The organism is Eubacterium sp. OM08-24, from assembly GCF_003438075.1.
Classification (GTDB): domain Bacteria; phylum Bacillota; class Clostridia; order Oscillospirales; family Acutalibacteraceae; genus Ruminococcoides.
Window position 1 is genome coordinate 840,302 of sequence record NZ_QSTA01000001.1, and the last position, 20,378, is coordinate 860,679.

Consider the following 20,378-nt stretch of genomic DNA (forward strand, 5'->3'; position numbering starts at 1 on the left):
TGTAATCTCTCCTATCAGTTATTTTTTGAAATATAAATTTGTAAAGCAGTAACATCTGTAACGGTGAGCTTGCCGTCCTTGTTCATATCAATGCAGTCAAACAACAGCTTGTTTGTTTCGTCAATAAAAGCCGAACCGTCGGTGGTTTTTTTGCCTGCAATGTGCATTTGCAAGTATGTAACATCATTTACATTCACAATGCCGTCTTGGTTTGCGTCGCCTGTGAGAATTGTTTTATTAAGTACCAATGCGTAAACGCTTAAGTGGTCTGTGGTAAATACATAACAGCCGTCTGTATATTTTGCGTTCATATCTTCGGCTGTACCGTCATCCTTTATCCACATTACTTTGCAATTTTCTGCATTGCTTGGAATTTTGACAGTAATTGTGCCGTCAGGCTGAATAACAGCACCGTCCTTTTGCAAGGTTATGTCATATGTTGCAACTGAATTTTTAAATGTGTTTTCAAGTTTAGTTACATTTAAAACAGCATCATTTTGCATAACACCACTGACGGTTATACCTGTAGATTTATCAGAAAATATTATATCATCTGCAAGACTTATAAATTCAAAACCATTTTCTTTTGCATAAGTTTCAGCATCTGTACCTTTATAACCCTTGATTGTAAAATCATCAATTTTTATATAATTACCTGTTTCAGTATCTTCATAATATCCCATAGCATAGCTAAGAATTTTTACTACATTTTTAGGAATCATTACACTTTTTAGATTCATACAACCCATAAAAGTATCACTGTTAATATAAAGTACTTTTTTGGGAATGGTAACATTTGTAAGGGTGCTACAATTTTTAAATGTGCCTGCACCTATAGTTATTATATCATCTGGAATTGTAACACTTTTTAAATTTTTACAATTTGAAAAAACATATTCTCCAATTTCTTTAACACTATTTGGTATAGTAATATTTGTTAAGTTTGAACAATCAGAAAAAGCATAGGTACCAATTTCTTGAACACCATTTGGTATAACAATATTTTTTAAACCTGTGCAACCTGTAAATGCAGCTCTGGAAATAATTGTTACACTGTTTGGAATACTAATACTTAAAAGATTTTTACAGTCATAAAAAGCACAGATTCCGATATTTGTTGTTCCTTGTTTTAATTCAATTTTTGCATTTTCAGGCATATTCCCTTTATATGTATGTGCCATTTTCCCTATATATATAACACCATTTGGTTGATTATTATACCATTTTGTTTCTTTAAAAGCATCACTTCCAATATATTTAATATTATCAGTATTCAAAAATCTTATATTAGAAAGGTTACTACAGTTTTTAAAAGCATTCCAACCAATTAACGCAACATTCTTTGGTATTGTAATATCAGTAAGATTTAAACAATTTTCAAAAGCGCCACTAAATATATTAATCACACTATCCGGTATGGATATACTTGCAAGACTTTCGCATTCTGAAAAAGCTCCACTGTCAATTTCAGTAACACCGGCGGGGATTGATATATTTGCAAGATTTTTACATCTATAAAATGCATTATTTGGAATCCATTCGATACCGTTTGAAATCATTACATTAGTTAAATTTTCACATTGACTAAAAATACTATATCCAATTTCAGTAACAGTGTTTGGAATAATTATGCTTTTAAGATTTTCACAATAAGAAAAAGCACCTTCTTTGATAATAATTACACCATTAGAAATGTTTACAGTAGTTATTTCTGTACAAGACTCAAAAGCCCATTCACCAATACTCGTAACCTTTTTCCCGTCAATCTCTTCAGGAATAGTTACATCACTATCATTACCCACATACTTAGATATCTCAACTGTACCATCATCAAGTAATGAGTATTCATAGTCACCGCTTGTTACAAAAGTATCATTTGCCGAAACAGACGAAATATTACTTTCACTCACAGCCGCACTTACGGGCAATGCAGAAAAAGCACTTGTCATCATAAGTGCAGACAGTATTACGGCTGTTATTCTTTTTGTATTTTTCATTGTAATCTCTCCTATCAGTTATTTTCTGAAATATAAATTTGTAAAGCAGTAACATCTGCAACGGTGAGCTTGCCGTCCTTATTCAAATCCAAGCAGTCAAATAATGCTTTGCTTGTTTCGTCAATAAGAGCCGAACCGTCTGTATTTAAGCTGCCGGCAAGATGTCTTTGCAAATATGTAACATCGTTTACATTTACTATACCGTCTTGGTTTGAGTCTCCTGTAACGACTTCATCATCCAATGCAATAAATTCAAATTCATTATCTTGTGCATATTTTTCTGCAGCTGTATTTTTGTAGCCGTAAATTTTAAAATCAGCAATTTTAGATGCCTCAAAGTACATACTATTAGGATATAAGTCATTATAGCCCAATGCGTATTCATTAATTTCAGTTACGCTTTTTGGCAAAGTAATTTGTGTTAAACTACAATCGCAAAAAGACATTGCGCCTACAATTTCTAAATTATCCGGAATATTAATATTTGTAAGACTTGTGCATCCGTTAAATGCATATATTCCAATCTCTTTAAGTGATGACGGAAGATTTACTTTACTTAATTTTTCACAGTCCTGAAATGCCTGTGTATCAATCTTAGTTACCGTATTCGGAATATTTACATTTTCTAATTCGTAACACTGAGAGAACAAGTTATCGGGAATTACATTAAGTGATTTTGGAAGTTTAGCTGTTTTTAACTTTTCACATCCCGAAAAAGCTCCCCCACCTAAGTTGCTTACACTATCAGGTACTACAATGCTTGTAATGCCTGTATTGCAAAATGCCCTAACTCCAATGTAGGTTACACTGTTTGGAATTGTAATATCGGTCAAATTTTCACAGAAGCAAAAAGCATCGTCACCAATATTTGTAACGCTGTCCGGAATGGTTATGCTTGTCAGACTTTTACAACCGTAAAATGCTCTCGAACCTATGCTCGTAACGCTGTCTGGGATTGTAATATCGGTCAAATTTTCACAGTTGCTAAAAGCATCATCGCTTATGCTTGTAACGCTGTCCGGAATGGTTATGCTTGTCAGACTTGTGCAATCATAAAATGTCCAACTACCTATGCTTGATACTACTTTTCCGTCAATTTTTTCAGGTATGGAAACATCTGTATCACTACCCAAATACTTAGCAATTTCAACTGTACCGTCATCAAGAACAGAGTATTTAAAATCTCCACTTACTAAATTATCATCTGCCGAAACAACAGGTGCATTGCTGTCAACAGTAGCCGCACTTACAGATAAAGCCGAAAATGCACTTACGGTCATTAATGCTGATAATATTATTGCTGTTATTCTTTTTGTTTTTTTCATTACAATCTCTCCTTAGAAAAATAATAAAATATTAATTTTATTTACACAAATATTAAATCTGCTCATTAATAATTATACAATATTTACAATGTATTGTTTCAATCAATTGTTACATTAAATGTATTATTTTTTACATATTTCTACAAAAATAAATAAATTCTTTTATTTTCTATTCAAATATGATATACTTATTGCATAATTAATTTGTTTAGGGAGTGAAAGCGCATGAATGTTTTGATATGTGACGATGATATATTAATTAGCAAAAGTTTATCAGATTATATTTGCAATAAATTCAATTACAAAACATTTATTTCCTCAAATCGTACTGATACTATTGACATTGTAAAAAATCACAACATTGACTTGCTTATTATTGATATTATTTTGGGTAATGACAATGGAATTGCTCTTTCAAAAGATGTAAAAAATATTAATCCGAATGTTCAGATTATCTTCATAACAGGCTACGGAAATACATATTACAACGATATTTTTGATAATATAAATCCTCAGGGATTTCTTGAAAAACCAATTCAGTACAATGTCTTAAACTTTTTTATAAAGCAGATTGAGAATAATTATAAAAAGAAAAAAGCAAAGTTAAAAATCTCATATGATTTTAAGGAATATATTATCCCCACAGATAAAATTTTTTACATTCAAAGCTCAAAGCGAATTTGCGAAATAATCACTGAAAGTGAAACCTTCCGTTGCTACAAAAAGCTTTCCGAGTTTTCCGAAGAACTTCCGGATTTTTTCATAAGGTGTCACCAAAGCTACATTGTAAATATAAATTATGTAAAATCACATGAAATCGGGCAATTCACTCTTATAAACGAAATAATTGTCCCGATAAGCAATTCTTATGCTAAAGAGGCTAAGAACCTATATCTTATGAATTTGGGAGGATAAGCAATATGTTACTTGTTTGTCAAACTATATTAGACCTGATTACAACAGTTACATTTCTTCAATTTCCGCTACAAATGCTCAATTTGAAAAAGGACAAGCCTATCTATAAAATAATACTCACAATGTTCGTTGTCTTAACAATGGTTATCTCCTTTTTATCTCGAATAAATGAAGAAATCAATCGAAATCCGTTTAAACCAATTATTATATTTGGTATGTTAGCAGTCTTATTCTATGTATGTTTCAGCAATAAAATATCTCAAAAAACAATTGCTTATGTTCTTTTTCTTGCTTCAATGTGCATAACTGAAATTACTGTAATGGCACTGTTTACATTTATTGGCTTTTCTTTGCGTTATGATAAGGTTGCAAATGCTTGCAGCAATTTTGTCGCAATTCTGGTACTTTGGATTTTCCTTGTAATATGCAAAAAACTTTTCAATAAAAATCTCAAAAACAAAAATTATTCATCAAAAATGTGGCAATTTGATATTATTATTATTTCACAACTCATGTGCAGTTCAGCCATAGCAATATCGGTATACAATAATAACAATTTCGAACTTACAAGTGCCAATATTACATTATGGATTTTTATTTTTGGAACAATTATATGTATGATTATCGGAGACATAGCTCTATACAAGATATTGCTTGTAAATTCAGAAAATCACGAATTGAAAGAGGCTTTGGAGCTTTCTAATTTAAAAAATGTGTTGGAACTTGATTACTATAACAAACTGAAAACAAATATCGCAGAAACAAGAAAAATAAACCATGATATAAGCAATATGGTTACGGTTATGAAAACATTGGTCGACGGTAACGAAAGCACAAACAAAGAGCAGGCAAAAGTGGTAATTCAAGAATTAACAGATACACTCGAAAATAATAAAATCAGAAAATTTTGCGAAAACGAATTGGTAAATATCATTATAATAAACAAATACGATAAAATTAAATCCAACAACATTGAGTTTTCCTGCAATCTGAATATTCCGAATAATATAAATATCAAAAGCACTGACCTTTGCAGAATGTTCACAAATATAATTGACAATGCGACTGAGGCCTGCATAGCTGCAAAAGATAAATCTAAAGCATTTATTATTCTTTCTGCGCAAATTAAAAGCAATAATTTTGTTGTAAAATGTATAAACTATTGCGACACTAATATTCCCAAAGATACTGAAAATCTAACTTCGACAAAGCCAAACCACCATGGACTCGGTATTGAAATATTAAAAAACATCGCCAAATCTTACTCTGGCGATGTTACGATAAGCTGCAAAGATAATACTTTTACAATAGTTACATTACTAAAAATCTAAATAAATACATTATATAACTAACAAACCCGTTTTCTAAACTAACAATAAATTAGCCTTATGAAACGGATTTGTTTTATTTTGCTCAATTTACTTTTTGACTTAATTTCATTCCGAAATCGTTTTTACAAAGAATATAAAATAAACCAGGTGGCAAAGCCATACTGTTGCTAAAAGTATGCAAGGGACGAGTATGCCCTTTATCAGCATTAGCACAAAGCCGAATGTCATAAGTACAGTGACCGAAGTTATGATTTTTACCTTTGTTTTTGTGGTCATTCCCTTTTTGTTTACAAATGACTCAAGGTTCTTTTTATACATTTTTGTATTAACAAACCAATTATGCAATCTTTGCGATGAATTTGCAAAGCAGAACACAGTTGCCAAAAAGAACGGCACTGTCGGCAAAATCGGCAATACTATTCCCACACAACCGAGTGCAAGCGATATACAGCCTAAAACTAAAAATAATATTCTTTTTATTTTCATCTTCTTTCCTCCGAATTTAATAATTTTTGCATAAAGCATTAAAGCCGATATGTTATTGCAAAGTTAGCTTTGGCTAACTTTCAGGTATATTATTGCTTGTTTTTATGCGGCGGTACGGTGCATAAGCAAAGCCGCCGCACCGCCTTAGTTAAATATGGTTCTATAATAAATATAATGGGAATGATGCTGTCTTAAAAATTTTAGCATACTTTAAAGTTTTCCCCTATGTGAGGGGAAAACTTGATAAATTCGTTCTTAACCCAACTTTTGATAAAAAGCCATTATTATAAAATCAGTCTTTATTTGCGAGATTTGCAAGCTGTTTTTTCTCTTTGCCGCTCTCTATAAGGTGGCTGACCGCCATAACAGGGTGATAAAAAATCATTCTCGGGCCTGAAAAACGCATAACCTCTCTTATCTTTTCACGCATTTGCGGCTTGTAGCAATGCACCTTGCAGTTTGAGCAAAAGGTTTTGGTTTCCATAAAAGGGCATTTACTGCTCCTAAGCTGAGCATAATCCTTTAAAGCCTTGCAGTCGGCGCAAATCTCGCCCTTGGTCTTATGCTTTTTATGGCAGTACAGGTCAATCATTTTGGAAACGACCTGCTTTTCTCTTTCCCTTTTTTCGTCAACACCGAGTTTTCTGCTCATCAGCTTGTCCTCCCGTTCTCCACGCAATAAACGGTGTCGGCAATCTTCATTGTTGACTCTCTGTGCGATACAAGCACTACGGTTTTATTTTCTCTTTCCTCATTAAGCGATTTAAGAATAACCGCCTCGTTAAGGCTGTCGAGGTTGCTTGTAGGTTCGTCAAGGAGCATAAGCGGCGCATTGTGCAAAAACGCCCTTGCAAGTCCTATTCTTTGCTTTTCGCCGCCCGACAGAGTGTCGCCGAGTTCTCCTACCATGGTATCGTAACCGTTTGCCAGGCTCATAATAAAATCGTGAACAGAGGCTTTTTTGCAGGCATTAACAATTTCCTCATCTGTTGCGTCAAGCTTTGCAATTCTGAGATTATTCTTAATGCTGTCGTGGAAAAGGTGGGTATCCTGCGTAACATAGCTTTCTATATCCCGTAAATTCGAGGTGTTTATATCCTCTATGCTTGCGTCTGAAATTTTAATATCACCCTTTTGCACCTGCCAAAATCTCATCAACAGCTTTAGCAAGGTTGACTTGCCACTGCCGCTCTTGCCTGTAATTCCGACAACGGTATTTTCTTTAATATCAACCGATACATTGTCAAGTATTACCTCATCGCCATACGCAAAGGTAACATTCTCCGCCTTTGCGCCATTAAAATCAATATCTTTCTTCCCTGTAATCTCCTCAACAACAGGCGACTCGTCAAGAATATTAAGCACTCTGTTGCCTGCCGCAAATGTATTCTGCAATGTACTGCCAAGGTTTGCGAGCGACACAACAGGGCCAAACGAGCTCATAAGTGCAAGTACGGGGATAATTACACCGTCAAGACCCACCATATCTTTTTGATACAGAAGTGCCGCCGCAACTAACAGCATAATATCAAAAGCAAAGATTACAGTATTGGTTACAGCCGTACTTGTGCCTGTTTTTTGTTTCATTCTCTTTTCGGTTGCAAGCAGTTCTTCGGTTTTTTCATTCATCTTTTGCGCACGATTTTTTCCGCCGCCAAACTGAATTAACTCCGAAATGCCGTACAGGCTGTCAAGCACAAAGGCGCTTAGCTCGCCCGATTTTTTGCGGAATTTTTCGCCGTCACTGCCACTGCTCTTTGAAACCGCAACCGGCACTATTACCCCGACAGTGATATATGCCGCAAGTGCGAGCATACCGAGAATTACACTGTACGAGCCGATAAACACAACCATAATAATGCAAAAGATAACAGCTATTGCAATCGGAGAAATTGTGTGGGCATAGAATACCTCAAGCAATTCAATGTCTGAGGTTATGATTGAAATAAGGTTGCCCTTGTCCTTTCCCTCAAGCTTTGCCGGGCAAAGTCTGCGCAAGGCTATGAACACTTTATCTCGGATAAGCGCAAGCAATTTAAAGGCTATGTAGTGATTGCTCGCCTGCTCTGCGTACCTTAAAACACCACGCAAAAGTGCAAATACACCTGCAAGAATAAAGGTGGTGAGCATTGAAATACCCGTAGAAATATTGAGCGCATCAAGGATAGCGTATCCGCCGAGTATTGTTATAAAGGCGGCGCACAAATTACCGATTATGCCCATTGCTATTGCAAGCGCCATAAAGCCTGCGAGCGGCTTTACAAGTGCCGAAAGTCTGAACATAATGTTTAAGTTACTTCTCTTTTTCATTGCTCACACCCCCTTTGTGTAGTTTTCAAGCTGAATTTGCGAATTATAAAGATTTGCGTACACGCTGTTGTTTTTCAAAAGCTCTGTGTGTGCTCCGCTTTCTATTATGTTTCCGTCCTGCATTACATAGATATTGTCGGCATTCACAACATTTGCAAGCCTGTGCGAAATAAGAATAACTGTTCTGGTTTTGGCAAGTTTAATAATCTGCTCCATTATATCGTTTTCGCTCTCAATATCTATGTTTGAGGTTGCCTCGTCAAAGATATATATGTCGCTGTTGTGCAGTAATGCTCTTGCAAGCGCAAGTCGCTGGCGCTGACCGCCCGAAATATTGCTTGCCTTTTCATTAATAAAGGTATCGAGTCCGTTTTCGCTCTTTAAAAAGTTTGCGAGATTAACCTGCTCAAGCACCCGCCAAAGCTCTTCGTCTTTAACATTCGCCGCCATTAAAAGGTTCTCCCTCACCGTACCCTTAAAAATATAGCTGTTGTGACCGATATATGTAATAGATTTCATCAGGCTGTTTTCGTTTATTTCTTTTATAGAAATACCGCCAATCGTCACACTGCCGCCAAAGCCTTTATTCTTTCCTGTAAGAATTGAGGCAACAGTAGATTTACCGCAGCCGCTTTTGCCTACAACAGCTGTAAAACTGCCCTTTTTAAAGCTCATATTTACACCATGCAAAATCTCTCTGCTTTCATCATACGAAAAGCTGAGGTTATTACATTCAATGTCGGTATTATCTGTGATTTTTTCTTTTGCGGAATTTTCTTCTTTAATATCAAGAAGATTAAAGATTTTATCGCTTGCCGCCATACCATTCATTGCTATGTGGAAAAAGCTGCCGAGCCGGCGCATTGGAATAAAGAAATCTGCCGAGAGAAGTATTATAAAAAGACAGCCCGAAATATCAATGTGACCGCCTGCAAACTGCGTTACGGCAAGAATCATTCCGACAGCCGCACCGCCGTATGCAATCAGATCCATAATTGTAATTGAATTTAACTGCATAGTGAGGACTTTCATTGTTATTTTTCTGAACTTTTCAGCCTCTATATTCATCTCGTCATTTTTAAATTTATCGGACTTGTAAATTTTGAGAGTTGTAAGTCCCTGCAAATTTTCGAGGAAAGTATCACCCAAGGCAGTGTACTGACCCCAATACTTTGAGAGTAATTTTTTCGCCCATGTTTGTACGGCGGCAATCGCAACGGGAATAAGCGGCACACACACAAGCAGTACAACTGCCGACAGAACATTTACAAAACAGGTTACGATAAACAATGTAAGCGGCGCTATCATTGCATAAAAGAACTGCGGAAGATATGCGCCAAAGTAGGTTTCAAGCTGTTCTACACCCTCTACCGACACCTGCACGATTTCCGAGGTTTTTACTTTTTCGTTGTACGATGCTCCGAGCCTCAGCACCTTTTCAAAAATAAGACTTCTCAGCTTTTGCTTAACTTCCTTTGAAGAGAGAAAGCTCATTTTTGAGGAAATTTTAGTGCATACAAATTGCACAGCCACGCACAATAAAATTACAGCGACAAGAAAAACAATATCGCCTGCCTGCGGTTTTGCATAGGCAAGTTTGCCCACAAAGGCTGCGATACTGCCCATAATTACAACATTGGAGCAGAGTGAAACCCATTGGCTCGCCACATTGCCTGCAATATATTTTTTGCTTTCTGCGACTGTTGCAATAAGCCGTTTATTTATCATCATAAGCATACCACCTTTTTAATTAGTTTTAACTAACTTATTAAACCACAAATCTGCAATTTTTTCAAGTGGAAATTATGTTTAGCGATAAAAAGTGTAAATGATATGCAAGTGTTTGCAGTAAGGTGAAAATTTATTGGCTCTTTGTCAAAAGTCGGGATTAAGAACAAAGTTATCAAGGCCTCCCCTCAAGCGGAAGGCTTTTTAGTTTGATAAAATTTTTAAGATAGCATCATTTCACAACATTTATAATAGAACCAAATTTATTTAACTAAACCCTAAAACCAAAAAAACAGATGCAAAGCATTAAACTCTGCATCTGTTTATGTATTGGGGATTATTATAATTTTTGAATAACGATTTTTCTGTATGTGTTAAACTTAACCCACTTTGCGAAAAATTCGGAATCGTTAATATCTTCAAGATTTTTGTATTCGTCAAGCATAGCCTTGATTTTTTCATCGCTGTCTGCAAGAATTTCAAAGCCTCTGCCGTTAATAACAGGAACACCGCTGTATTTGTAATCATCAACCGAAGTAATGGCTGTAATCGCCTTATTGCGAACGCTCACTGCCACCAAATCACGAAGTACAATAATATCAAAGCTGTCGGGGTATGAGTAGCTGTCGCCGCTTGTAGAAATTTCGTCACCGACAGTGTAGGTTTCTCTTACAGGCTGATATTTAAGTACATTAAGGCTTGTGGTATCGTAATAAAATTCCTCGAAAATGTCGCCTCTTGCCTCAAGATTTTCAAACTTAAACGATGCCTTTTCAGAGCCTGCTACACACTTCTGGCTTACCTTTTCAACCACACCGCATGCCGAAGTCATATTTGTTACACGATTTATAAGGATAAGCTCGCCCAAGGTTTTGTGAGCAGAGAATAAGTCGGCAACAATCGGCTCGGTAAGCAAAAGATTACATACCGCAATGCCGTTTTTATTTAAGGTGTCTGCCTTGATATGCTCGCCTGTATTTACATCAACAGCATATTCAATGCCTGTAATAATACCGCTGATTGTCTTTGTACCGAGCTTTACAAGGTAGTCTGTACCCACTGCGAGCGGCTCATCGTCCATCCAAAGAATTGACACATTGAGTTTCTGATAAGACGCAAGTTTTGTGTCCTTTGCAATTACACAGCCTCTTGAAACATCAACCTCTTTATCAAGTGTAATTGTAACAGGCTGACCCTTAAATGCGGTTTTTACATCTTTGCCTGCCGCAAGCAACTGCTTAACCTTAGCTTTTTCATTGCTCGGCAATGCAATAATTTCATCGCCTACATTTACACTGCCCGACTCAATCTGTCCCTGAAAGCCTCTGAATGTGTGGTCAGGACGGCAAACTCTTTGAACAGGCATATAAAAGCCCTCTTCCTCCTCCGAGGCTGATACATCAACCTTTTCGAGGTATTCAAGGAGCGGCACTCCGCTGTACCAAGGAATATTCTTTGACTTTACGGTTACATTGTCGCCCTCTGTTGCAGAAAGCGGAATAATGTAGATATTCTCAAGCGAAAGCTCTTTTTTAAGCTCGTCAATCTGTGCTACGATTTCGTTAAAACGCTGTTCACTGTAATTTACAAGATCCATTTTGTTTACTGCAAAAACAAAATGTCTTATACCCATAAGTTTGCAGATTCTTGCGTGTCGTCTTGTCTGCACAAGCACACCCTGAGATGCGTCTATAAGAATTACGGCGAGGTCGGCAAATGACGCACCAACCGCCATATTTCTTGTGTATTCCTCATGGCCGGGAGTATCGGCTACAATAAAACTTCTGTTGTCTGTTGTAAAATAACGGTACGCAACATCTATTGTGATACCCTGTTCACGCTCTGCCATAAGACCGTCAAGCAAAAGCGAATAGTCAATGTCGCCGTTACGGCTGCCAACCTTGCTGTCAAGCTCAAGTGCCTTTTCCTGATCGGCATATATTAACTTTGCGTCATACAGAATATGACCTATGAGTGTGGATTTACCGTCATCCACACTTCCGCAGGTAATAAACTTTAATAAACCTTTCATTAGAAATAGCCCTCCCTTTTTCTGCGTTCCATACTGCCTGCCGCCTCGTTGTCAATAACTCTTGAGGTACGCTCGGAGGATACGGAGCTTAAAGTTTCGTCTATGATTTCGTCAAGGGTTGTGGCGGTTGACTCTATGCCGCCTGTAAGCGGATAACAGCCGAGTGTTCTGAAACGAACCGACTTGTACTCCGGTACTTCGCCCTCTTTAAGCGGAAATCTGTCGTCATCAACCATTATAATATTGCCGTCACGATATACAACAGGTCTTTCCGCCGCAAAATAAAGCGGAACTATGTCGATATTTTCTCTCTTTATGTACTGCCAGATGTCTTTTTCTGTCCAGTTTGAAATTGGGAAAACTCTTATGCTTTCGCCCTTGTTGATTTTAGTGTTGTAGAGTTTCCACATCTCGGGGCGCTGATTTTTAGGGTCCCAGGCCTGCGCCTGATTTCTGAAAGAGAAAATTCTCTCTTTTGCTCTCGACTTCTCCTCATCTCGTCTGCCGCCGCCGAATGCCGCTGTAAAGCCGTACTTTGTAAGTGCCTGCTTTAAAGCCTGCGTTTTCATAATATCCGTATAAGCAGCGCCGTGGTCAAACGGATTGATACCCTGCTTTATTCCCTCTTCGTTGGAATAAACAATCATCTCAATGCCAAGTTTTTTTGCTGTATCGTCACGGAATTTAATCATATCCTTAAACTTCCATGTAGTGTCTATGTGCATAAATGGGAACGGCGGCTTTTCAGGGTAAAAAGCCTTCATTGCGAGGTGGAGCATAACAGAGCTGTCCTTGCCTATTGAATAGAGCATAACAGGCTTTTCGCACTCTGCGGCTACCTCTCTGATTATATATATAGCCTCTGCTTCAAGCTCATCTAAATGTGAAAGCTGACTCATTCTTATTCCTCCTCAGTACTTATTCGATTCCTTTTGGTTAATATCTATCTTAATGGTTTCACCCTCGGGCTTGTCGATTATCCAGCTGAGAATATCGCCGTTTTTCTCGGTATGAACAAGACTGCCCATACCGCCGATATCTGCGCCAAGATAAAAGCTGATTGCATATGCAGGACATTCCTTAATACATGAAGTACAACCCCAGCAATCCTTTGGATACTTAATGTATGCACGGTTGTCGCTGTCGAGCTTAATAAGACTTCCAGGGCATACATTGCGGCATCTTCCGCAACCTATGCACTTTTGCTTGTCAATCGCAATGCTCATAGCTTTTACCTCCCTCTACCAAATCTCGGATAATAATTTTTATCTCGCCGTTTTCAAGGCGTGAATTTACATATTTATTAAAGTTTTCGTTATCCTTGTTCGGATAATCAAGGTTTTCCGCAAAGCTGTGCCAACGGGTTTCCTTTCTTGCCTTTAAGTGAGCAATTACACTTCTGCAAACCGTAAGTCTTTCCCTAAGCTCGTAGATATACATAAGCTCCTGAAAATCTTCCGCATATAAACTGTCTGAAAGTTTAATAAGCTGTTTGATTTTGTAGTCTGCAATATCAAGCTGTTTTTCGTTAAAACGATAGTTTGTTTTTATACCGCCTGCATAGCTGTCCATTACGGTCTGCATTGCCTCTTCAAGCTGTTCCGTTGTATAACGGGTATCTTTTTTTGTTAAAAATCCTTCAACTTCGTCAATGTGCTTATCGGTTATTTCTTTGTCAAGCTGTGGAGCTTGTGTGTGGCTGTTCACATACTCAACAGCCGACATACCGGCAATTTCGCCCTCGGCAAGTGCACCCGTTACATACTTTTGCGGACAGCCGCCTGCAACATCACCGCCTGCAAACAATCCGTCAATTGTTGTGGCTCTCTTGGTGTCAACCCAATAGCCACTCGCTGTGTGACCGCCTACAATGTACGGCTCTGTGCCCTCGATTTCAACATTCTGCTGTGACGGATTTTTGCCGCTTTCTATCCACTTAATTGTCTGTGACGGCGCCATATTCAAATACGCCTTTAAAAGCGACTCGTCCTGCTCGGCTGTTATACCCTCTGTACGAAGGTAGCAAGGGCCTCTGCCCTCTTGGTTTTCGTTTACTGTGCCGTAAACTCTCTGTGAAGTTGTAAGTCCGTAGTTGGTTTCGTAAACCTCGCCGAGCGAATTTACCTGTTTTGCACCGACGCCCTGTGCAAGTGTGCCTGTCGGAGCGATGGTGTCTTTACAGCGAAGTGCGATAAAACGCATTTCAAAGGTGGTCATCTCTGCGCCTGCGTTAATGCCCATTGCATAGCCTGCACCTGTATTAAACGGCGGATACCACATTTTGTGTCTTGAAAAGCCCGGATTATTCGGCTTGTAAAGACCTGCCGCACCGCCTGTGGCAACGATAACCGCCTTCGCCTTGATTATGTAGAAAGTATCGTTTTCAATGCCGATACCGTAAGCACCGTTGATTTTATTGTTTTTTACGGCAAAATCTGTAATGTTTACTCTGTTGAGAATTTCAACATTCTTTGTTTTTTCAACAGCCGAGGCAAGAATAGGTTTAATATTTTCACCGTTTATTTTAAGGTTTCTATTACCCCTTGTAACATACTTACCGTTCTTATCCTTTAAAATAACAAGACCTAACTTTTCAAGCCTATCCGTTACCTCATTCAGCTTTTCGGACATTGTAAGGAGTAAATCTTCTCTTACAATTCCGTCAGCGTCTTTTTTAGCGTAATCAACATAATCCTGCGGCTTTCTTCCCTCAACGATGTATGCATTAAGAGCGTTTACTCCTGCCGCAAGACATCCGCTGCGCTTGATGTGTGCCTTTTCACAAATCAAAACCTTTTTATCTGAATTTTCCGAAATAGTGAGTGCGGCATAACAGCCTGCTGTACCTCCGCCTATTATCAGAATATCTGTACTTAATTTTTCAATTTTCATAGGCTGCCTCTCCCTTTTACACTCACCTTGTTTTCATATCATTTTATTTTTTCAAGATAATCTTCCGCAGATAATACGCAATTAGCACCGTCCGATACGGCTGTTACAACCTGTCTTAACTTTTTGGTACGAACATCGCCTGCAACAAATATTCCGTTTGCCGAAGTTACTCCGTCCTCATTTGCAACAATATAGCCGTTATCGTCAACTTCAACCAAATCCTTGAGAACAGCGGAATTTGGTACACTGCCGACTGCAACAAAAACGCCGTCAACTTTGATGTCGGTTTCTGCGCCGTTTTTATCAACTGTGATCGACTCAACCTTATTACTGCCGTTAATCTTTTTTATCTGAGAATTAAGCAATATTTCCACATTAGAAATATTCTCAACTTTTTGCTGTAAGGTTTTGTTGGCTCTGAATTTATCTCTGCGATGAATAAGATAAACTTTTTTCGCAAACTTTGAAAGCAAAGCCGCATCGCCAAGTGCGGTATCTCCGCCACCTGCAACAGCTGTGATTTTATCTTTATAAAATGCAGCGTCACAAACTGCGCAATACGATACTCCTCTGCCCGAAAACTCTTTTTCACCCTCAACACCGAGCTTTCTGCGTTCCGTACCGACCGCATAAATTACAGTGTGAGTTTCCAATGAATTTCCGTTGTCAAGCTCAATGCTGTAATCAGCGCCCTGCTTATTTATGGCAACAACCTCACCCTCCAAAAACTCTGTTCCAAGGCTTTCTGCGTGTGATCTGAATTTTTCGCCCAAATCAAAGCCGTTTTCGCCGTATAATCCCGGGTAATTATCTACACGCTCGCTTTCTGCAATCTGACCTGTGCCAAGGTAGTTTTTCTCAACCACAACTGCCTTAAGTCCTGCTCGTTGAGCATAAATTGCCGAAGAAAGTCCTGCCGGACCGCTTCCGATAATAACTATGTCGTACATATTACACTCCTTGTTTAGTAAATAACCAATTCTTCCTTTTCTGAATTTGTGCCGTTGATTTTAAATGAATTTAGCACGGGATTTTCTCTGTCCATAAGTGACAAAATCATATAGCTTGCCTTGCTGTCATATGCAAGTCGCTTGTCCTCATCGGACGGTCTTGACGGAGATTCGGGATGTGAATGCCAGTTACCGAGCGGTACAAAACCGTTCTGTCGCATATTCTTTACCGCCGCAAGCTGTTCCTTTGGGTCAAGTGAAAAATGCTCGTTTGAGTGGTCGATGTTTGTGAGGAGATAAACCTTTTTAATCTCCTTGTTTTCGCCGTCAACCGTACCCGCAATCAATCCGCAAGCCTCGTTAGGCAGCTCGCTTTCTGCGTGAGCCACAATTTTATTATAGTCAGCTTTTGATAATTTAATCATAAATGAACACCGTCACATTCTGCCTGCTCGTAGTCGATAAGCTCGGTAATTGTAGGATGGTCGCCGCAAACCGCACAATTATGTGTGTTTGACGGAAGTTTTATCTTACGAAATTCCATTTTGAGTGCGTCGTAAGTAAGTAAATAGCCTGTGAGCAAATCACCCTTGCCGAGAATATACTTAATAGCCTCCATTGCCTGCAAACTGCCGATAACGCCGCCCATTGCTCCGATTACGCCTGCCTGCTTACAGGTAGGGACTGCGTCCTTTGGCGGCGGGTTTTTAAATACACAACGGTAGCAAGGGCCTTCACCGGGCACATATGTCATAAGCTGTCCCTGAAATCTGATAATACCTGCGTGTGAAAAAGGTTTTTTAGCCATTACGCAAGCATCATTGATAAGGAACTTCGCAGGAAAATTATCTGTACCGTCAATGATAAAATCGTAATCTTTGATGATATCCATAATATTTTCGCTTGTAACAAAGGTATGGTAAGTTTTTACCGTAACATCGGGGTTCATAGCCTCCATAGTTTCCTTTGCCGATTCTACCTTTGGCTTGCCTACATCTTTTGTAGCGTGAATAATCTGGCGCTGAAGATTTGAAAGGTCAACCTCGTCTGCGTCTGCAATACCGATAGTACCGATACCGGCAGCTGCAAGGTACATTGCTACGGGAGCGCCAAGTCCGCCTGCGCCAATGATAAGTACCTTTGCGTTGAGCAGCTTTTTCTGTCCCTTTGCACCAACCTCTTTGAGGATAATGTGGCGAGAATAGCGCTCCAGCTGTTCGTTTGTAAATGCCATTACTGACCGCCTCCCATGAAATAAAGAAATTCTACTACATCGCCGTCCTTGAGTACGGTTTCCTCAAAAGTACCGCTTGCAAGGAATTCGTCGTTTACACTTACTGTTACATACTCAGGTGTTTCTACATCTTCGTCAATAATAAGCTGTGCTACTGTAAGTCCCTCTGCTACTTCCTTTTTATTGCCTGCAACTGTGATTGTCATAATAATAACCCCTTTAAACTGATTTTTCAATAACTTCTTTAATTTCTGCTTGTTTTACTGCGCCTCGCAGTCTTGAAACCTCTTCGCCGTTTTTAAAAAATACCAAAGTCGGCGCTGCCTGCACCTCGTATTTTTCGGCAAGCTCGGAATCAAAATTTATATTGATTTTAACAATTTTGAGCTTTTCGGCATATTCTTCTTCAAGTGCGAAAAGTACCGGTGAAAGTCTTTTACAAGGCACACAGCTGTCTGAATAAAAATCAGCGAGTACAGTTTTATCTGCCTGTAAAACTTCTTTTTCAAAATTGTCTTTACTGATTCTTGTCGGCATTTAATCACCAACCTTTTTTACAATAAGATTATAAGTGCCGTCCTCATTATCTATGAGCTTTAAAATCTGGTGTCCCTCTTCCTTGATACTTCTCGGAACATTCTGAACAGGTTCACCGTCATTCATCTTAACACTCAAAATCTGACCGTCGTCAAGCTCCTCAAGAGCAACCTTTGCCTTTACAAATGTTGTCGGACAAACAACATCGGTAATATCTACTGTATCGTCAATAATAAAATCAGCCATTGTATGCCTCCAAAATTCTTTCTTCAAATTTTTCTCTGCCTACTCTGTCAATTGTGAACTTAAAGCGTTCGCTCGGCTTTGCGTTTTCTTCAAAGAAATTAACAGCCGCATCGCAGATTTTCAAAAGTGTTTCTTTATCTTCAAAAAAAGGAATGATTGTTTCACCTTTGTTAATTGAGTTGCCGAAAAGTCCGCCGAATGAAACTATGTAACCGTGAACGGTATCCCACGCCTCTGTCGGGCAAGCCTTAAAGCATCTGCCGCAGAAATTACATTTTGACTTGTCAACGGAAATTTTTCCGTCCTCAAGAGTGATAGCACCCTGTCGGCAAGCCTTTACGCAAACGCCGCAGCCTATACAGTCGCTTTCTCTCCAGTCAACCTTTATTCCGCCCTTAATTCCCAGGTCGTTTTCCTCTGACTTAAGGCAGTTGTTCTGACATCCTGTAATACCAAACTTAAATTTATGCGGAAGTTCTTTTGCAAAATATCTGTCGTCAAGTTCTTTTGCAAGTGAATATGTATCAATACAACCGCTCGGGCAAATTGCCTGTCCCTGACAAGCTGTAATTGTTCTTACTCTCGGACCGCATACACCGGGTTCAACATCGCCCTCGGCAAGTGCCGCCTTTACATTTTCAACATCGTCAAGTTTAATAAACGGAATTTCAACACTTTGTCTTGAGGTAAGATGCACATAGCCGTCACCGAAATTTTCTGCTACTTCTGCAATCTTGGCAAGTTGTTTTGCCGTAAGATTTCCGCCTACCACTCTTAAACGAAGGGAAAAATTATTTTTTTGTTTTTGGCGCATAAATCCGCCTTTTTTTAATGTTGAATAATCAACTGCCATTGTGAATCCCCCAAAACTAATTGTTTATTTTACTTATTGCATTTCCGAAGTCCTCAATCAGATCTGCAATGTCCTCTATACCAACGCTGATTCGGATTGTATCGTCAAACACACCTGCGTTCTCTTTCTGCTGTTCTGTACTGTGTGCGTAGATTGTGCTTGACGGATGAATTACCAATGTTCGTGTGTCACCGATATTTGTTGCGTTTGTCGCAAACTTCAAATTATTTATAAGCTCAAATGCTTTTTCTTTACTGCCGGCTCTTATTGTAAGAATCGCACCGCCTTTGCCTTTTAAAAGTTTTTGTGTAAGTGCGTAATACTCTGAACTTTCAAGTGCCGGGTAATTAACCTCAATATCTTTACAGGTTTCAAAAAATTGTGCAAGTTTCAATGCGTTGCTGCAAAGACACTCCATTCTCAGTCCCAATGTTTCAAGACCGACAGAATTTAAAAATGCATTAAACGGAGCAAGACAACAACCGAAGTTTCGCCATATACCGTTTCGCAGTTTTGCAAGATACGAAAGTTTACCGTATTTTTTGTATTCTTTCATACCTTTGAATTTCTCTGTATCCCATTCAAATTTACCGCTGTCAATTATTATACCGCTGATTGCGTTTCCGCCGCCGTTAATATACTTTGAGGTTGAATGAACAACAATGTCAGCGCCGAAATCAATCGGGTGAACAAGATACGGTGTTGCCGTGGTGCTGTCTATAATGAGCGGTATGTTGTATCTGTGTGCAAGATTTGATACCGATTCAATATCCACAACATCAAGTTTCGGATTGCCGATAAGCTCCGCAAACACTGCCCTTGTGCGTTCGTTGATGAGCGGTTCAACATTCTGCGATGTAACCTCGTCTACAAAGTGAGCGGTTATACCGAATGCCTCTAAATCCTTTAACAAATCAATAGTTCCGCCAAAAAGACCTGCGCCTACTATAATTTCATCACCGGACTCCAATATATTAAGAAGTGCCATTGTAACTGCTGCCATACCTGACGAACATGCAACAGCACCTGCACCTTTTTCAAGGGCGGCAATTCTGGTTTCAAATGAAGTAACCGTAGGATTGCCTATTCTTGAATAAGCATATCCCGGCGCTTTATTGTTGAACACTTTTTCAAGCTGTTCGGCAGAGCTGTGCGAAAATGCACTTACCTGATAAATAGGAGTCATAGTAGAGCCGGACGCCTTATCACCGCTAAAATTCTTGTGCAATAACGCTGTATTAAACTCCATAAGCTTCCCATCCCTTTTAAATCATATTTGCTTAGTCAATGCTTATCCTGCAAAAAGCTTATCTGCAAGATGATATTGTAGATTATAGCGCATTTAACTTAGTATTTCAATAGGTTTTGTAGGATTTTCCCTTTTTTACAAATTTTATTCCATATAATGCTAAAATCTGTCATTATATACAATGCTTATTTGTTTAGTAGGTATTGATTTTTTCCTTAAGAAATGTTAATCTATATTTAATACGCTTAGTCAGGCATATTCTGCTCCAAAACAGGCTTTTCTTCTGTATAAGG

General features: G+C 38.6%; 20 protein-coding genes. 2 read left to right on the forward strand and 18 right to left on the reverse strand.

Features of this window, described 5'->3' with window-relative positions; all coding sequences use genetic code 11:
- Positions 1-14: 14 nt before the first annotated feature.
- Together DXC23_RS04195 and DXC23_RS04200 are read right to left on the reverse strand one after the other, a co-directional pair.
- Positions 15-1,997 (reverse strand): leucine-rich repeat protein, encoded by a 1,983-nt coding sequence (locus DXC23_RS04195; RefSeq protein ID WP_117704904.1) that lies wholly within the window; start codon positions 1,995-1,997, stop codon positions 15-17.
- A gap of 14 nt (positions 1,998-2,011) precedes the next feature.
- Positions 2,012-3,322, reverse strand: a complete 1,311-nt coding sequence (locus DXC23_RS04200) for a leucine-rich repeat protein (RefSeq protein ID WP_117704905.1) — start codon at positions 3,320-3,322, stop codon at positions 2,012-2,014.
- Positions 3,323-3,547: 225 nt separating this feature from the next.
- On the opposite strand from DXC23_RS04200, the gene DXC23_RS04205 reads away from it, so the two are divergent.
- On the forward strand, positions 3,548-4,237 hold the full coding sequence (locus DXC23_RS04205; RefSeq protein WP_117704906.1) for a LytTR family DNA-binding domain-containing protein: 690 nt from the start codon (positions 3,548-3,550) through the stop codon (positions 4,235-4,237).
- 617 nt (positions 4,238-4,854) lie between these two features.
- Entirely contained in the window at positions 4,855-5,568 is a 714-nt protein-coding gene (locus tag DXC23_RS12400; protein ID WP_158552432.1) for a GHKL domain-containing protein, read from the forward strand.
- Between the two features lie 105 nt (positions 5,569-5,673).
- Here DXC23_RS12400 and DXC23_RS04215 read toward each other — a convergent pair whose 3' ends face one another.
- The 16 genes from DXC23_RS04215 to DXC23_RS04290 all read right to left on the reverse strand — a co-directional run bounded on the left by DXC23_RS04215 (position 5,674) and on the right by DXC23_RS04290 (position 20,085).
- A complete protein-coding gene (locus tag DXC23_RS04215) occupies positions 5,674-6,054 on the reverse strand; it encodes a YbaN family protein (protein ID WP_117704908.1) in 381 nt (126 codons plus the stop codon).
- Positions 6,055-6,346: 292 nt separating this feature from the next.
- Entirely contained in the window at positions 6,347-6,706 is a 360-nt protein-coding gene (locus tag DXC23_RS04220; protein ID WP_117704909.1) for a nitrous oxide-stimulated promoter family protein, read from the reverse strand.
- On the reverse strand, positions 6,706-8,364 hold the full coding sequence (cydC, locus tag DXC23_RS04225) for a thiol reductant ABC exporter subunit CydC (protein ID WP_117704910.1): 1,659 nt from the start codon (positions 8,362-8,364) through the stop codon (positions 6,706-6,708). Before cydC ends, DXC23_RS04220 begins: the two co-directional genes overlap by 1 nt.
- 3 nt (positions 8,365-8,367) lie before the next feature.
- Entirely contained in the window at positions 8,368-10,092 is a 1,725-nt protein-coding gene (locus tag DXC23_RS04230) for an ABC transporter ATP-binding protein/permease (protein ID WP_117705067.1), read from the reverse strand.
- 340 nt (positions 10,093-10,432) lie between these two features.
- Positions 10,433-12,124 (reverse strand): GTP-binding protein, encoded by a 1,692-nt coding sequence (locus DXC23_RS04235; RefSeq protein ID WP_117704911.1) that lies wholly within the window; start codon positions 12,122-12,124, stop codon positions 10,433-10,435.
- On the reverse strand, positions 12,124-13,023 hold the full coding sequence (cysD, locus tag DXC23_RS04240; RefSeq protein WP_117704912.1) for a sulfate adenylyltransferase subunit CysD: 900 nt from the start codon (positions 13,021-13,023) through the stop codon (positions 12,124-12,126). Before cysD ends, DXC23_RS04235 begins: the two co-directional genes overlap by 1 nt.
- Before the next feature lie 12 nt (positions 13,024-13,035).
- Complete coding sequence (locus DXC23_RS04245; protein WP_117704913.1) at positions 13,036-13,350, reverse strand: ferredoxin family protein; 315 nt, start codon at positions 13,348-13,350, stop codon at positions 13,036-13,038.
- Positions 13,334-15,016: an adenylyl-sulfate reductase subunit alpha gene (locus DXC23_RS04250; protein ID WP_117704914.1), complete on the reverse strand. Its 1,683-nt coding sequence runs from the start codon at positions 15,014-15,016 to the stop codon at positions 13,334-13,336. Before DXC23_RS04250 ends, DXC23_RS04245 begins: the two co-directional genes overlap by 17 nt.
- A 38-nt stretch (positions 15,017-15,054) precedes the next feature.
- Positions 15,055-15,966 (reverse strand): thioredoxin-disulfide reductase, encoded by a 912-nt coding sequence (trxB, locus tag DXC23_RS04255; RefSeq protein WP_117704915.1) that lies wholly within the window; start codon positions 15,964-15,966, stop codon positions 15,055-15,057.
- A 14-nt stretch (positions 15,967-15,980) separates the two neighbouring features.
- The gene (locus tag DXC23_RS04260) at positions 15,981-16,391 is read right to left on the reverse strand and encodes a M67 family metallopeptidase (RefSeq protein ID WP_117704916.1); all 411 of its coding nucleotides are present in this window, start codon (positions 16,389-16,391) and stop codon (positions 15,981-15,983) included.
- The gene (thiF, locus tag DXC23_RS04265) at positions 16,388-17,200 is read right to left on the reverse strand and encodes a thiazole biosynthesis adenylyltransferase ThiF (protein ID WP_117704917.1); all 813 of its coding nucleotides are present in this window, start codon (positions 17,198-17,200) and stop codon (positions 16,388-16,390) included. The genes DXC23_RS04260 and thiF overlap by 4 nt, the downstream gene beginning before the upstream one ends.
- Complete coding sequence (gene thiS / locus DXC23_RS04270; RefSeq protein ID WP_022235256.1) at positions 17,200-17,406, reverse strand: sulfur carrier protein ThiS; 207 nt, start codon at positions 17,404-17,406, stop codon at positions 17,200-17,202. The genes thiF and thiS overlap by 1 nt, the downstream gene beginning before the upstream one ends.
- Positions 17,407-17,419: 13 nt before the next feature.
- Positions 17,420-17,737, reverse strand: a complete 318-nt coding sequence (gene trxA, locus DXC23_RS04275) for a thioredoxin (RefSeq protein WP_117704918.1) — start codon at positions 17,735-17,737, stop codon at positions 17,420-17,422.
- Entirely contained in the window at positions 17,738-17,983 is a 246-nt protein-coding gene (locus DXC23_RS04280) for a sulfurtransferase TusA family protein (RefSeq protein WP_022235254.1), read from the reverse strand.
- On the reverse strand, positions 17,976-18,836 hold the full coding sequence (locus DXC23_RS04285) for a 4Fe-4S binding protein (protein ID WP_117704919.1): 861 nt from the start codon (positions 18,834-18,836) through the stop codon (positions 17,976-17,978). Before DXC23_RS04285 ends, DXC23_RS04280 begins: the two co-directional genes overlap by 8 nt.
- A gap of 16 nt (positions 18,837-18,852) precedes the next feature.
- Positions 18,853-20,085: an aminotransferase class I/II-fold pyridoxal phosphate-dependent enzyme gene (locus DXC23_RS04290; RefSeq protein ID WP_117704920.1), complete on the reverse strand. Its 1,233-nt coding sequence runs from the start codon at positions 20,083-20,085 to the stop codon at positions 18,853-18,855.
- Positions 20,086-20,378 lie beyond the last annotated feature (293 nt).

What these genes read in the sequence shown, in the direction of transcription:
- cysD (WP_117704912.1), bottom strand. Translation starts at nt 13,023, where the DNA reads ATGAGTCAGCTTTCACATTTAGATGAGCTTGAAGCAGAGGCTATATAT.
- DXC23_RS04250 (WP_117704914.1), bottom strand. Translation starts at nt 15,016, where the DNA reads ATGAAAATTGAAAAATTAAGTACAGATATTCTGATAATAGGCGGAGGT.
- cydC (WP_117704910.1), bottom strand. Translation starts at nt 8,364, where the DNA reads ATGAAAAAGAGAAGTAACTTAAACATTATGTTCAGACTTTCGGCACTT.
- DXC23_RS04230 (WP_117705067.1), bottom strand. Translation starts at nt 10,092, where the DNA reads ATGATAAATAAACGGCTTATTGCAACAGTCGCAGAAAGCAAAAAATAT.
- thiS (WP_022235256.1), bottom strand. Translation starts at nt 17,406, where the DNA reads ATGACAATCACAGTTGCAGGCAATAAAAAGGAAGTAGCAGAGGGACTT.
- DXC23_RS04195 (WP_117704904.1), bottom strand. Translation starts at nt 1,997, where the DNA reads ATGAAAAATACAAAAAGAATAACAGCCGTAATACTGTCTGCACTTATG.
- DXC23_RS04290 (WP_117704920.1), bottom strand. Translation starts at nt 20,085, where the DNA reads ATGGAGTTTAATACAGCGTTATTGCACAAGAATTTTAGCGGTGATAAG.
- DXC23_RS04205 (WP_117704906.1), top strand. Translation starts at nt 3,548, where the DNA reads ATGAATGTTTTGATATGTGACGATGATATATTAATTAGCAAAAGTTTA.
- DXC23_RS04260 (WP_117704916.1), bottom strand. Translation starts at nt 16,391, where the DNA reads ATGATTAAATTATCAAAAGCTGACTATAATAAAATTGTGGCTCACGCA.
- DXC23_RS04215 (WP_117704908.1), bottom strand. Translation starts at nt 6,054, where the DNA reads ATGAAAATAAAAAGAATATTATTTTTAGTTTTAGGCTGTATATCGCTT.
- DXC23_RS04280 (WP_022235254.1), bottom strand. Translation starts at nt 17,983, where the DNA reads ATGGCTGATTTTATTATTGACGATACAGTAGATATTACCGATGTTGTT.
- trxA (WP_117704918.1), bottom strand. Translation starts at nt 17,737, where the DNA reads ATGCCGACAAGAATCAGTAAAGACAATTTTGAAAAAGAAGTTTTACAG.
- DXC23_RS04200 (WP_117704905.1), bottom strand. Translation starts at nt 3,322, where the DNA reads ATGAAAAAAACAAAAAGAATAACAGCAATAATATTATCAGCATTAATG.
- DXC23_RS04245 (WP_117704913.1), bottom strand. Translation starts at nt 13,350, where the DNA reads ATGAGCATTGCGATTGACAAGCAAAAGTGCATAGGTTGCGGAAGATGC.
- DXC23_RS04220 (WP_117704909.1), bottom strand. Translation starts at nt 6,706, where the DNA reads ATGAGCAGAAAACTCGGTGTTGACGAAAAAAGGGAAAGAGAAAAGCAG.
- DXC23_RS04285 (WP_117704919.1), bottom strand. Translation starts at nt 18,836, where the DNA reads ATGGCAGTTGATTATTCAACATTAAAAAAAGGCGGATTTATGCGCCAA.
- DXC23_RS04235 (WP_117704911.1), bottom strand. Translation starts at nt 12,124, where the DNA reads ATGAAAGGTTTATTAAAGTTTATTACCTGCGGAAGTGTGGATGACGGT.
- thiF (WP_117704917.1), bottom strand. Translation starts at nt 17,200, where the DNA reads ATGGCATTTACAAACGAACAGCTGGAGCGCTATTCTCGCCACATTATC.
- DXC23_RS12400 (WP_158552432.1), top strand. Translation starts at nt 4,855, where the DNA reads ATGATTATCGGAGACATAGCTCTATACAAGATATTGCTTGTAAATTCA.
- trxB (WP_117704915.1), bottom strand. Translation starts at nt 15,966, where the DNA reads ATGTACGACATAGTTATTATCGGAAGCGGTCCGGCAGGACTTTCTTCG.